This is a genomic window from Pseudomonas donghuensis (assembly GCF_000259195.1).
GTDB lineage: Bacteria > Pseudomonadota > Gammaproteobacteria > Pseudomonadales > Pseudomonadaceae > Aquipseudomonas > Aquipseudomonas donghuensis.
Genome location: NZ_JH650759.1, coordinates 140,289 through 153,294 on the forward strand (window position 1 = coordinate 140,289; position 13,006 = coordinate 153,294).

A 13,006-nucleotide genomic window follows, 5' to 3' on the forward strand; every position below is an offset into this window, starting at 1 on the left:
AGGGGAGGGGCAGAAACGAAAAAACCCGCTTTCGCGGGTTTGATCTGAATTGGTGCCCAGAAGAAGACTCGAACTTCCACGACCGTAAGGTCACCAGCACCTGAAGCTGGCGTGTCTACCAATTTCACCATCTGGGCAAAATGAAGCGGTGTAGCTTGAAACAAAAACAGTGTAGCGTGTTGCAGTAAATCTCAGAAGCCGGAGGCAGTTCTAAGATTTGAAATTGGTGCCCAGAAGAAGACTCGAACTTCCACGACCGTAAGGTCACCAGCACCTGAAGCTGGCGTGTCTACCAATTTCACCATCTGGGCATTTCGCTGAGGAACATGATGCTTCACATCGTGTTGCATCTCAACTATAACGACGGTGTCCGTCGCTGTGGTGCGCACTATACGGATGCCTCTGAGAGCTGTAAACCCCCGTTCAGAAAAAATCTTAAAAAATTCAAGTCGTTGTTCCTTATGATGGTTTTGGCAGCATTGAGGGGGCTCTGACAGGGCTGTCCAAGCCTGAAATTTCCGGTTTCAATACGCCTATGCCAAACTAACCCTTATATAGACAAGGTGAACCCCTCCTAATGGCCGATTGGCAGACCCTCGATCCCGAGGCCGCTCGTGAAGCGGAAAAATACGAAAACCCTATTCCTAGCCGTGAGCTGATCCTCCAGCGTCTGGACGAGCGCGGCTCGCCGGCAGCCCGTGAGCAGTTGGTCGAAGAGTTCGGCCTGACCACCGAAGACCAGATCGAAGCCCTGCGCCGCCGCCTGCGTGCGATGGAGCGCGACGGCCAGCTGATCTATACCCGGCGCGGCACTTATGCCCCGGTAGACAAGCTCGACCTGATCCTCGGCCGCATCGCCGGCCACCGCGACGGCTTCGGTTTCCTGATCCCGGATGACGGCAGCGACGACCTGTTCCTCAGCCCCGCACAAATGCGCCTGGTGTTCGATGGCGACCGCGCCCTGGCCCGGGTTTCCGGCCTGGACCGTCGTGGCCGCCGCGAAGGTGTGGTGGTCGAAGTGATCTCCCGTGCCCACGAGAGCATCGTCGGCCGCTACTTCGAAGAAGGCGGTATCGGCTTTGTCACCCCCGACAACCCCAAGGTCCAGCAGGAAGTGCTGATCACCCCGGGTCGCAACGGCGGTGCCAAGATCGGTCAGTTCGTCGAGGTCAAGATCACCCACTGGCCGACCCCGCGCTTCCAGCCTCAGGGCGATATCACCGAAGTGATCGGCAACTACATGGCCCCGGGCATGGAAATCGACGTTGCCCTGCGCAGCTACGATATTCCGCATGTCTGGCCAGAAGCCGTGATCAAGGAAGCGCGCAAGCTCAAGCCGGAAGTCGAAGAGAAAGACAAAGAGCACCGCGTCGACCTGCGCCATCTGCCGTTCGTCACCATCGACGGCGAAGATGCCCGCGACTTCGACGATGCGGTGTACTGCGAGAGCCTGGGCAAGTTGCGCCTGTTCTCCGGTGGCTGGCGCCTGTACGTGGCGATCGCCGACGTCTCCAGCTACGTGCGCCTGGGTTCTGCCCTGGATGCCGAAGCCCAGGTGCGCGGCAACTCGGTGTATTTCCCCGAGCGCGTGGTGCCGATGCTGCCCGAAGAGCTGTCCAACGGCCTGTGCTCGCTGAACCCGCACGTCGACCGCTTGGCGATGGTCTGTGAAATGACCATCAACAAGTCCGGGCAGATGGTCGATTACCAATTCTACGAAGCGGTGATCCACTCTCATGCGCGCCTGACCTACAACAAGGTCAGCAGCATGCTCGAACACGCCCGTACCCGCGAAGGCAAGGCCCTGCGCGAGCAGTACAGCAACGTGGTGCCGGACCTCAAGCAGCTCTATGCGCTGTACAAGGTGCTGCTGGCGGCCCGTCATACCCGTGGTGCGATCGACTTCGAAACCCAGGAAACCCGGATCATCTTCGGGGCCGAGCGCAAGATCGCCGAAATTCGCCCGACCGTGCGCAACGACGCCCACAAGCTGATCGAGGAGTGCATGCTGGCGGCCAACGTGGCCACCGCCGAGTTCCTCAAGAAGCACGAAATCCCTGCGCTGTACCGTGTTCACGACGGTCCGCCGCCGGAGCGCCTGGAAAAACTGCGCGCCTTCCTGGGCGAGCTGGGCCTGTCCCTGCACAAGGGCAAGGAGGGGCCGTCGCCCAAGGATTACCAGGCACTGCTGGCGAGCATCGCCGACCGCCCGGATTTCCACCTGATCCAGACCGTGATGCTGCGCTCCCTGAGCCAGGCGGTGTACAGCGCCGACAACAATGGCCACTTCGGTCTGAATTACGAGGCGTACACCCACTTCACCTCGCCGATCCGTCGCTACCCGGACCTGCTCACCCACCGGGCCATCCGCAGCGTGATCCGTTCGCGCCAGGAAACCCCGCACGTCAAGCGTGCCGGTGCGATGAGCATTCCCAAGGCGCGTATCTACCCGTACGACGAGGCGACCCTGGAGCAGCTCGGCGAGCAGTGCTCGATGAGCGAGCGGCGTGCCGACGAGGCCACCCGCGACGTGGTCAACTGGCTCAAGTGCGAGTACATGAAAGACCGCGTCGGCGAGAGCTTCCCGGGTGTGATCACCGCGGTGACCGGCTTTGGCCTGTTCGTCGAGCTGACCGACATCTACGTCGAAGGCATGGTGCACGTCAGCGCCTTGCCGGGTGATTACTACCACTTCGACCCTGTGCATCACCGCCTGGCCGGTGAACGTACCGGGCGCAACTTCCGCCTGGGCGACACCGTCGAGGTGCGGGTGATGCGCGTCGATCTCGAGCAGCGCAAGATCGACTTCGAGATGGCCGAGAACACCCTCAAGGCGCCGATTGGTCGCAAGCAGCGTGGCGAAGGCGTGCGTCCACAAGACGGCAAGCCGGTACCGGTGCTCGACAAGGCTGAAGTGACCAAGGCCGCTGAACCTGCGCGCCGGAGCAAGAAGAACGAAACCGCCGAAGCCTATTTCCCCTCCCATGCCGCGGCGAAAAACGCCGAAGTGCGCAAGAGCCGGGAGATGAAGAAGGCCTTGATGTCCGATGCCAAGCACGCAGGTAGCAAGCCGGCATCCAAGTCGGGCAAGTCGGAAAAACCGAGCAAGCACCGTAAAGGGCCGCCGAAAGCCGGCTCCGCGTCACGTAAACCCAAGGCCAAGTCATGAGTCAGTTGGAAAAGATCTACGGCGTGCATGCCGTGGAAGCCCTGTTGCGTCATCACCCCAAGCGGGTCAAGCAGATCTGGTTGTCCGAAGGGCGCAGCGAGCCGCGCCTGCAGCCGCTGCTTGAGCTTGCTGCGCAGAACCGCGTGGCGGTCGGCCAGGCCGAGCGCCGCGAGATGGATGCCTGGGTTGAAGGCGTGCACCAGGGCGTGGTGGCTGAAGTCAGCCCGAGCCAGGTCTGGGGCGAGGCGATGCTCGAAGAGCTGCTCGACCGTACTGAGGGCGCGCCGCTGATCCTGGTGCTCGACGGCGTCACCGACCCGCACAACCTCGGCGCTTGCCTGCGCACCGCCGATGCTGCCGGTGCCCTGGCGGTGGTGGTGCCCAAGGACAAGTCGGCGACCCTGACCCCTGCGGTGCGTAAAGTGGCCTGCGGTGCGGCCGAAGTCATCCCCCTGGTGGCGGTCACCAACCTGGCGCGGACCCTGGAGAAACTCCAGCAGCGTGGCCTGTGGGTGGTGGGCACGGCGGGCGAGGCCGAGCAGGAGCTGTATCAACAGGACCTGACGGGCCCGACCATCCTGATCATGGGCGCCGAAGGCAAGGGCATGCGCCGCTTGACCCGCGAGCACTGTGATTTTCTGGTCAAGCTGCCGATGGCCGGTAGCGTCAGCAGCCTCAACGTATCGGTGGCGACGGGCGTGTGCCTGTTCGAGGCCGTTCGTCAGCGGCAGGCTAAGGCCAAGCGCTGATCTCTGCGGGCTGCTTCGCAGCCCATCGCCGGCAAGGCCGGCTCCCACAGGTGTTGTGCACGTCTGTGGGCGCTGGCCTTGCCGGCGATCGCAGCACCTCGGTGCTGCTCAATAATTCACCAATTGCCTTGCTTGTCCCTCGGCGCTTCTCTACAATTGCGCCCCTTGCCATGTTGGCAGGCGTTCATGCGCCTTTTCCCAGGGCAAGACATACAAGTGTCCTTCACTCCTTGTCTGACCACTCTGGTGGCAGACTACAACCCGTAAGGAGCATTCATGCGTCATTACGAAATCATCTTTCTGGTCCACCCTGACCAGAGCGAGCAAGTCGGCGGCATGGTTGAGCGTTACACCAAGCTGATCGAAGAAGACGGCGGCAAAATCCACCGTCTGGAAGACTGGGGCCGTCGTCAACTGGCCTATGCAATCAACAATGTTCACAAGGCTCACTACGTGATGCTGAACGTTGAGTGCACCGGCAAGGCCCTGGCCGAGCTGGAAGACAACTTCCGCTACAACGATGCCGTGATCCGTAACCTGGTCATCCGTCGCGACGAAGCCGTTACCGGCCAGTCCGAGATGCTCAAGGCTGAAGAGAACCGCAGTGAGCGCCGTGAGCGTCGCGACCGTCCTGAGCATGCTGACAGCGCCGATGGCGATGACAGCAACGACAGCGACAACAGCGATAACGCTGACGAGTAATCCACGGACCTTTTGAGGAGCCTATTACATGGCACGTTTCTTCCGTCGTCGTAAATTCTGCCGCTTCACTGCTGAAGACGTGAAAGAGATCGATTACAAAGATCTCAACACCCTGAAAGCTTACGTATCCGAAACCGGCAAGATCGTTCCAAGCCGTATCACCGGTACCAAAGCTCGTTATCAGCGTCAGCTGGCTACCGCTATCAAGCGCGCCCGCTTCCTGGCCCTGCTGCCCTACACCGACAGCCACGGCCGCTGAGACCGGGTCGTCGACAAGTAGCAAAGGATAAAGTGCATGCGAGCGCTAGCTGATTACATCATGCGCGGACGTGTGCAGGCCACGCTTGTCGTGGCCGGATCGGCGGCATTGCCGCTGTTGTTCTGGTTGAGTGCCGCTGCGGGATGCCTTGTGCTTCTGCGGCGCGGTTCGGACGCATTGAGCGTCCTTGGTCTGGGATTGCTGGCGACGTTGTTGAGCTGGCACTTCCTGAAGGACCCGACAGCGTTGCTGGTGCTGGTGGGGTCTTGCAGCCTTGCGTTGGTTTTGCGCGCAGGCCATTCCTGGAACCGCGTGCTGCTGGTCAGCGTGGTAGTGGGGTTGTTGTTTGCGGTGAGCCTGGGGACCTTGCTGGGTCCTTACATCGATTCACTCGCCAAAGCGTCGCAAGATGCCTTGCCGTTAGTGATGGGTAAAGCCTACGAGACTATCTCGGCGGACCAGAAGGCAATGCTCGCCTCAGTGATGGCCCCAATCTTGATCGCTTCAATAGCGATAACGCTGCAGGTCTTTAGCGTGTCATGTCTGATTCTTGGGCGTTATTGGCAGGCGTTGTTGTACAACCCAGGTGGTTTCGGTCGCGAATTTCGCGCGATTCGGTTCCCCAAGGGCGTGATGCTGGCATTGCTGGCCGTCATGTTTGTAGCACCGTTCATGGGGCTGCACGCATTGATTCTGTTGCCGCTGTGCAGTGTTGCGTTCATGTTCGCCGGGCTGGCCCTGATTCACGGGCTGGTCGCGCAGAAACGCCTGGCCAATTTTTGGCTGGTGGGGTTATACGTCACGCTGTTGCCTTTCATGCACTTGATCGGTCCATTGCTCGTGGTTCTGGCCATTGTCGACAGCCTGATTGATTTTCGTGGTCGTTCAGCATCCAAGGATGCCGATGACGCGAACGGTGAAGGTTAAAAGTTAAGAGGTTAATACCAAATGGAACTGATCCTGCTGGAAAAAGTCGCCAACCTGGGCAACCTGGGCGACAAGGTAAATGTTAAGGCCGGTTACGGTCGTAACTTCCTGCTGCCATTCGGCAAAGCCACCGCTGCGACCGCTGCCAACCTGGCTGCGTTCGAAGAGCGTCGTGCTGAGCTGGAAAAAATCGCTGCAGAGAAAAAAGCTTCGGCCGAAACTCGCGCTGCCCAACTGGCTGAGCTGGAAGTGACCATCACTGCCACCGCCGGTGACGAAGGCAAGCTGTTCGGTTCGATCGGCACCCACGACATCGCTGACGCCCTGACCGCCTCCGGCGTTGAAGTGGCCAAAGCTGAAGTTCGTCTGCCGAACGGCACCATCCGTAACGTCGGCGAATACGACGTTGCCGTGCACCTGCACAGCGACGTTGAAGCCACCGTTCGCGTGGTTGTTGTCGCAGCCTAAGCTGTACCGATCGGCTGGCACCTTGGGTGTCAGCCGGTTAACATCGGGCACGATCCTGCTTTGCAGGTCGTGCCCTTTGTCTTTTTCATCACCCTGATTCCTGCGTGGCCATGAACGAGATAACCGCCCCCGAGCAATATGATCTGCAAACCGCTGCCCTGAAGGTGCCGCCGCATTCCATCGAGGCCGAACAGGCCGTGCTCGGTGGCTTGATGCTGGACAACAACGCCTGGGAGCGGGTGCTCGATCAAGTCTCCGATGGCGACTTCTACCGGCATGACCACCGCCTGATCTTCCGCGCTATCCACAAGCTCGCCGACCAGATGGCCCCGTTCGACGTGGTCACCCTGCACGAGCAGCTGGACAAGGAAGGCCTGAGTTCGCAAGTCGGCGGCCTGGGTTACCTGGGCGAGCTGGCCAAGAACACCCCGTCGGTGGCCAACATCAAGGCCTATGCCGCGATCATCCGCGAGCGGGCGACCCTGCGCCAACTGATCAGCATCAGCAACGAGATCGCCGACAGCGCCTTCAACCCCCAGGGGCGCAATGCCGCGGAGATCCTCGACGAAGCCGAACGGCAGATCTTCCAGATCGCCGAAGCCCGACCGAAAACCGGCGGCCCGGTGGGCGTCAACGACCTGCTGACCAAGGCCATCGACCGCATCGATACGTTGTTCAACACCGACAGCGCGATCACCGGCCTGTCCACCGGCTACACCGATCTCGACGAGAAGACCAGCGGCCTGCAGCCCGCCGACCTGATCATCGTCGCCGGTCGTCCGTCGATGGGTAAGACCACCTTCGCCATGAACCTGGTGGAGAACGCCGTACTGCGCAGCGACAAGGCGGTACTGGTGTACTCCCTGGAGATGCCAGGCGAATCGCTGATCATGCGTATGCTGTCCTCGCTCGGGCGCATCGACCAGACCAAGGTGCGTTCCGGCCAGCTGGAAGACGACGACTGGCCGCGCCTGACCTCGGCGGTCAACCTGCTCAACGACCGCAAGCTGTTCATCGACGATACCGCCGGCATCAGCCCGTCGGAGATGCGTGCGCGTACCCGCCGCCTGGTGCGCGAGCATGGCGACATCGCCATGATCATGATCGACTACCTGCAGCTGATGCAGATCCCGGGCTCCAGCGGCGACAACCGCACCAACGAGATTTCCGAGATCTCCCGCTCGCTCAAGGCCCTGGCCAAAGAGTTCAACTGCCCGGTAGTCGCCTTGTCGCAGCTCAACCGCTCCCTCGAGCAGCGGCCAAACAAGCGCCCGGTGAACTCCGACTTGCGTGAATCCGGTGCGATCGAGCAGGACGCCGACGTGATCATGTTCGTTTACCGCGACGAGGTCTACCACCCGGAGACCGAGCACAAGGGCATTGCCGAAATCATCATCGGCAAGCAGCGGAACGGCCCGATCGGCTTTATCCGCCTGGCCTTCATCGGCAAGTACACACGCTTCGAAAACCTCGCGCCGGGCAGTTACAACTTCGACGACGACGAGTAAGTCGCTCAGCCGTCACTGGCGGCTCTGAACAGTTCGCGCGCTGCCTGAGGGCTGAAGGCAGCACGCCAGATCGGTACATGGGCTTGCCCCTCCCGCTCGGCCTGGGCCTGTGATGCCGCGCCCAGGCGGCTTTGCGCCAGGGTCTTCAAGTGCGCGCCCTTGAGTTGGAACTGCTCCATGGCGGTCGTTGTGGCATCGTAGTGAAAATGCGCTTCCCACAGTGTCGAGCGGCTGCCCTGGACATCGCGGATCTGGTAAATGTCGAGGAAGTGCTTGTTCCGGCCTTTACCGCGCGGCGCTCGCATCAGTGTCTTGTGCACGCTCACTTGCCGGTGCTCGATCAGGTACAGCAGGCGATTGATGTCGAGCGTTTCCGGTGATTTGTACAGCATCAGGCGCAATGCTTCGCCGTGCTGGCGCAAGCGCTGGGCGCCGCCGCGCAGGCGATCGAGCAGTGTTCGCTGTTCAGCCTCGGTGCTGGATGACTCAATGCCCTGTGCCAAAACCTCCAAGGCCCCGGCGTGACGCTCAAGGGCCTCGACGATGTTGGTCGGGTTTTGCTGTTTCTCGGCATCCTGGCGTGCGCTGTCCAGTTGCTGCTCGACTTTGCCCAGTAACGTATTGGCCTGGGACAGTTGCGTTGCCAGTGACGCAGCGGTGCCAACTCTGCGCTCAACGGCAAGTGGCTGCCAGTAGCCGGCCACCGGATTGACGTAGCGCTGCACCCGGGGCCCGGCAACGATGCCGGGGCTGATGATATCGACCACTTCCCGGCCCTGCTCGTCGGTATGTGCTTGCCCTACCTTAAATGCCGTAGTGCCCTGCTGCCTGACTTTGATCACCCGCTTGCGTGGCCCGGCGACAGGCCGCTGCAGCGGTTGGGCGGGCAGAAAATCAGTGTCCAGGGCCTGCGAATCAAGGCTCAACAAGGTGTTGCTGGTCAGGTCCCGATACATCGACTCAAGTCGCTGCTGTATCTGCCGAATGAGGCTGACCAGCACCTGGTCGATATCGCGCAGGTGGGCTTTATCCAGCGTGGCAGCGGTGTCCTGCATGGATCTTAGCCCTTGCTGGTGGCTGTCGAACTGGCGTTGCAGGTCATCGAGCAGTGAGAGCTGATAGTTTTCCGGGAGGCTGTCCAGGTCGGTGTAGGTGGTCAGGGCGTCGTGCAGTTGCACCAGGCGCAGCGCCGCCTCGGTATTGAACTGGATCGGGGCTTGCGGGTCCGGAGTGTCGCTGATCACCAGCAAGTCCAACTTGAACAGGATCACCGCTGCTTGGCGCATCAGCGGGGTTGCAGGGAAGTCTTCCCTGGCTCGGGCGAGATAAGTGTCGGTCTGAGTGCCTGGAAAACCGCTGGACAGGGCCTCGATATAGGCGGCGTGCTTGTCGAGGAAGGGGCGTTTTTCTTCCAGGTGCTGGAGGATGCGCCGGTGTTGCAGGCGATAGCGGCCATGCTCGCCTTGATGCGGGTCGGCCAGCATTTCCCCGGTTTCACCGGTGAAGGCGAGGTCCTGGCTGAGCATGATTTTTTCCAGGCAATGAAGCCGATACACGTGCATCTCTCGTTGCTGGGGCAGTGTTTGCGGGTCGCCCAGGATTGCAAGCAGGTCGATCTTCGTCGAAATGTGTTTGATGGCTTTCCAGTAGGTCACCACCAGGGCGGCGATGGCTTGTTGCTGTGTGTCTGAGCCTCCAATCGCGGCGTTGACCCGCGCAGTGACTTGGGTCATCTGGTCGGCGGTCGTCAGCAGTGCCTGGTTGACCTCAAGCAGTTGCTGGCGAGTGTTGTGCTGCTGTTGAAATTGGGCAGCTCGCTCGGCTGTGGCTGCTGCGCGGTTCTGCTCCTGCATTTGCGCCAGACGCCCTCCTCGGCGGGGCATGCCGGCGGCGCCAGGAACCCGGGCGTAGTACCAGTGCTGGCGATACAGCACAATCGCCGGGCTATCGGCGCGCGGGCCGTCTGCCAGCCGCCATACCCGCCATTCTGGCGTTGATGCCGGGGCGTCAGGCACTATCGGGTATGCCGCGCCCTCGATCATGGCGTAGGTTGTCCCTTGGTAATGATGAATTCCGCTGCCAGGCGTGCCAGCAGTACTGGCCAATGGATGGGCGCTGACCCTCAATCGCCCGGCTGAGACCGCTTGCAGAGGGGGCTCGGCCAGCAGTTCCGGCAGCAGTTCGCGGTTGCGCAGGGCGATGTCGAGCAGTTGTGCGCGCAACATGGCAACACTAACGTCCTTGCGCAATGGGTTGTGTGGATGCTCGTGCAAGGCCTGCAGTAGCGCAGCGCCTGGCATGTCCTGGAAGTGATAGTGGCTGCCGGTGCGGGTCAGGTTCAGGTAGCCCGTGGCGTCGGGAGCAGCGAAGTACTGAACGGGCGGTGCGGGGGCGAAGCCTGTAGCGGGTGGGGCCTGAAGGTTCTCTTCGATGCGGATGCCTGATGTGGCTGGCCACTCAGGGTGGCTGGCGAGCAATTGACAGCACAGGGCTTCGACATCCCGGTCGGGGCCCGCCAGTTCATCGTCCAGCTTGCACAGCGCCAACAGGCTGCGGCTTTCTTGCGCAAGCCCGAGCACGGTCGCAATGGGGCCGGGCTCGATGAGGCTGTCCGCTTGTAGCTGCATCAGCTCGGGGTGGCGGTGCAGGGCTTCGCGCGCGGCCGCAACAGACAGACCGGGGAAGCGCAGGGTCAGGGCGGCAATGGCCGGGTTGCCCTCTGCGTTGGTCGGTTGTTGCCTTTCAATCACGCAGCGCAGTTGCCAAGGCAGGTCCGCTGCGACGCTCCATGCCGCCTCCAGCTGTTCGCGCTGCACACCGCTCAGGCGCAACACTGAGGTTATCGCCTTGGCTGGGAGCTGAGGCAGCAGGTGTTCCAGCAATTTGGCGGCGCTCCAGCTTCGCGAATCCAGTTGCTGTGCCACGCGTGCCTCAATTGCCGGTGCACGGCCAAGGGCCGTCACCAACTGCCTTGAGCGGCGCGCCGAGAGCCGTGCGCCGAGGCCCTGAAGCCTGGCGCTGATTATCAGGTCGGCGATATCAGCCGCTGCCTGGACTGCTTCGCTGGTGCGGCCGGACAGCAGTGCGTTGGCTGCGCAAATCGACTGGAAACCGAGGCTGGCGAAGGTGGCGGTTAGCATGGCGCGGTTGAGACCGGTAACGCCGCCGGGAACCGACAGCGTCAGCAGCTCCAGCACTTCGCTGACCACGAACAGCGCACCTTTCTGGAAGGTGTCGAAATCCACGCTGTTGTTGCTGATCGCCATCAGCGAAAGGTCGGCGGCGATCCCGTGCTGCTGCTCCTGGGCGATAGCCTGGAGCAGTGATTGCGATTTCCACGGGCTGTTCGGGTTCTCGACGACATCGAGCAGGGCGGTGGAGGGCTGGGTGGCGAAGGTGTCGTACAGCCATTTGGCCAATGCATTGAGCTGGTTGCGGTCAACGTTGTCAGGCTTGAGCAGTGCCGAGAGTTTTTGTTGTAGCGCAAGCGGCAGCCATTGATAGAGCCAATGCAACGCGCTGGTGTTTTGGCTCTGGTGGATCTGCTGGCGCAGCGAGTCCACAGCGTCGACGGCCGAGACGTGAGAGCGCCAGGCGCCGCCCGGGCGTTCGGGAAAATAGCTGAAAACCCCATCGCCCAGGCGCACCACGAAGAATGGCAGAGGAATCAGGTTGCCCATCAGGGTCTGGGTCATGCGCTGGCTGGCCAGTGCATCCAGTGCCTGCTTGATCGGCCTGAGCAGTGGCTGGGCCTCGGCCAGCCGAAGCAGGTGCTCGATGACCCCGTCCGGCAACTTAAGGCTGAAATACGTCCACTGCAGGCCCCCTGGTCGCTCGCAGGCCGTTTGCAGGCTAGCCAGTTGCTCACGGTTGAATTCGTGGTCTTCGGTGCTGCGATAGGCTTCCAGCAGGGCAAATTGCAGCAGGGCACGCTGGTAGTCGCTGACCGCTTGTGCGCTCAGGGCAGGTAGCTTCTGCTGCAACGCGTCTTGCAAGCGCTTGCCCAGGTTCAGCTTGCGCACGATATCGACGAAGGTGCTGACCGGGATCAGCGAATGACGCCCACCTGACTCGCGGGTGTTGATGCTGCTGGCCCTGAGGAAGTCCTGTCCTGAGCCGCTTTGCAGTGCAATGTTGAAGCCAAAGTTGTCCTGGGCTGCCTGCCAGAGGCTGCGAGTCTGCAGGTGTTCGACTTCCTGGTGGGGGAACTCGCGCTGAATCTCCAGCGAATAGGTGTGCAGGTAGGTGCTCAGGGGATCCAGCGCCTGGCCGGATGCCAGGGCAAGTTGTTGGCGCAGGTCCTCCAGGGCCTGGTGCTCGAAAGTCCGTTGAAACTGACGCAGGGCATCGCTCAGGCGCTGGCGCAGTTGCGGGCCGAGACGGGCCAGTTGCAGGTAGCGGCGCTGTTCTTGTTCATCCAGGGTTTGCAAGGTCTGGTTCAGATGCTCTTCAATCAGCTCCAGGGTCAGTCGATCCGACCAGCGTTGCTGGTCGTTGGCTGCCAGTGGGTCCTGCTCGACAGTTGAGGGGGGCATGGTGTGCGTCTCCATTGGTGGAAAACGCAGATCAGAGCGCGGCACTGGCGGCGACGGGCGGTAAATAATTGTTGTGGGTTGATTCCGACCACCACCGTCGGATTTGGTCAATTTTTGTGCTATATTCCGCGCCCGCGATTTTTCATCGATTAGCCACCGGTCACTGACATGCAAGCAGCCAAACCACTTTTCGACTATCCCAAGTACTGGGCCGAATGCTTCGGGCCAGCACCGTTCCTGCCGATGAGCAGGGAGGAGATGGATCAGCTCGGCTGGGATTCCTGCGACATCATCATCGTGACCGGTGATGCCTACGTCGACCATCCGTCGTTCGGCATGGCCATCATCGGCCGCCTGCTGGAGGCCCAGGGCTTTCGCGTGGGCATCATTGCCCAGCCGAACTGGCAGTCCAAAGACGACTTCATGAAGCTCGGCGAGCCGAACCTGTTCTTCGGCGTCGCGGCCGGCAACATGGACTCGATGATCAACCGCTACACGGCCGACAAGAAGATTCGTTCCGACGATGCCTACACCCCGGGCGGTATGGCCGGCAAGCGTCCGGACCGCGCCAGCCTGGTTTACAGCCAGCGCTGTAAGGAAGCCTACAAGCATGTGCCGATCGTCCTCGGTGGCATTGAAGCCTCCCTGCGCCGTATTGCGCATTACGACTACTGGCAGGGCAAGGGGCG

8 protein-coding genes, 2 tRNA genes and 1 pseudogene are annotated in these 13,006 nt (G+C 61.4%); 8 read left to right on the top strand and 3 right to left on the bottom strand.

Going from position 1 to position 13,006, the window contains the following annotated elements; genetic code table 11:
- Positions 1 to 50: 50 nt before the first annotated feature.
- Together UW3_RS0107045 and UW3_RS0107050 are read right to left on the bottom strand one after the other, a co-directional pair.
- Positions 51 to 137 (bottom strand) — tRNA-Leu (locus UW3_RS0107045).
- A gap of 87 nt (positions 138 to 224) precedes the next feature.
- A tRNA-Leu gene (locus tag UW3_RS0107050) sits at positions 225 to 311 on the bottom strand.
- Positions 312 to 577: 266 nt separating this feature from the next.
- Between UW3_RS0107050 and rnr the strand changes: the two genes are divergently transcribed.
- The 7 genes from rnr (at position 578) to dnaB (ending at position 7,782) form a co-directional block, all read left to right on the top strand.
- Positions 578 to 3,169, top strand: a complete 2,592-nt coding sequence (gene rnr, locus UW3_RS0107055) for a ribonuclease R (RefSeq protein ID WP_010221603.1) — start codon at positions 578 to 580, stop codon at positions 3,167 to 3,169.
- The gene (gene rlmB, locus UW3_RS0107060) at positions 3,166 to 3,918 is read left to right on the top strand and encodes a 23S rRNA (guanosine(2251)-2'-O)-methyltransferase RlmB (protein WP_010221604.1); all 753 of its coding nucleotides are present in this window, start codon (positions 3,166 to 3,168) and stop codon (positions 3,916 to 3,918) included. Before rnr ends, rlmB begins: the two co-directional genes overlap by 4 nt.
- A gap of 276 nt (positions 3,919 to 4,194) precedes the next feature.
- Entirely contained in the window at positions 4,195 to 4,620 is a 426-nt protein-coding gene (gene rpsF / locus UW3_RS0107065) for a 30S ribosomal protein S6 (protein WP_010221605.1), read from the top strand.
- Positions 4,621 to 4,648: 28 nt separating this feature from the next.
- On the top strand, positions 4,649 to 4,879 hold the full coding sequence (rpsR, locus tag UW3_RS0107070) for a 30S ribosomal protein S18 (RefSeq protein WP_009403887.1): 231 nt from the start codon (positions 4,649 to 4,651) through the stop codon (positions 4,877 to 4,879).
- A gap of 36 nt (positions 4,880 to 4,915) precedes the next feature.
- Complete coding sequence (locus UW3_RS0107075; RefSeq protein WP_010221606.1) at positions 4,916 to 5,806, top strand: YybS family protein; 891 nt, start codon at positions 4,916 to 4,918, stop codon at positions 5,804 to 5,806.
- Positions 5,807 to 5,827: 21 nt separating this feature from the next.
- Entirely contained in the window at positions 5,828 to 6,274 is a 447-nt protein-coding gene (gene rplI, locus UW3_RS0107080) for a 50S ribosomal protein L9 (RefSeq protein WP_010221607.1), read from the top strand.
- A 110-nt stretch (positions 6,275 to 6,384) separates the two neighbouring features.
- Positions 6,385 to 7,782, top strand: coding sequence for a replicative DNA helicase (dnaB, locus tag UW3_RS0107085; RefSeq protein ID WP_010221608.1), 1,398 nt, complete (start codon positions 6,385 to 6,387; stop codon positions 7,780 to 7,782).
- 5 nt (positions 7,783 to 7,787) lie between these two features.
- Here the strand turns inward: dnaB and UW3_RS0107090 are convergent, their stop codons facing one another.
- Positions 7,788 to 12,317, bottom strand: a complete 4,530-nt coding sequence (locus UW3_RS0107090; protein ID WP_010221609.1) for a hypothetical protein — start codon at positions 12,315 to 12,317, stop codon at positions 7,788 to 7,790.
- A gap of 168 nt (positions 12,318 to 12,485) precedes the next feature.
- On the opposite strand from UW3_RS0107090, the pseudogene UW3_RS29320 reads away from it, so the two are divergent.
- Positions 12,486 to 13,006 (top strand): annotated as a pseudogene (locus UW3_RS29320) (YgiQ family radical SAM protein); the annotation flags it as partial.

Coding starts and splice junctions, on each gene's coding strand:
- UW3_RS0107090 (WP_010221609.1), bottom strand. CDS start 12,317: ATGCCCCCCTCAACTGTCGAGCAGGACCCACTGGCAGCCAACGACCAG.
- rpsR (WP_009403887.1), top strand. CDS start 4,649: ATGGCACGTTTCTTCCGTCGTCGTAAATTCTGCCGCTTCACTGCTGAA.
- dnaB (WP_010221608.1), top strand. CDS start 6,385: ATGAACGAGATAACCGCCCCCGAGCAATATGATCTGCAAACCGCTGCC.
- rnr (WP_010221603.1), top strand. CDS start 578: ATGGCCGATTGGCAGACCCTCGATCCCGAGGCCGCTCGTGAAGCGGAA.
- rplI (WP_010221607.1), top strand. CDS start 5,828: ATGGAACTGATCCTGCTGGAAAAAGTCGCCAACCTGGGCAACCTGGGC.
- UW3_RS0107075 (WP_010221606.1), top strand. CDS start 4,916: ATGCGAGCGCTAGCTGATTACATCATGCGCGGACGTGTGCAGGCCACG.
- rlmB (WP_010221604.1), top strand. CDS start 3,166: ATGAGTCAGTTGGAAAAGATCTACGGCGTGCATGCCGTGGAAGCCCTG.
- rpsF (WP_010221605.1), top strand. CDS start 4,195: ATGCGTCATTACGAAATCATCTTTCTGGTCCACCCTGACCAGAGCGAG.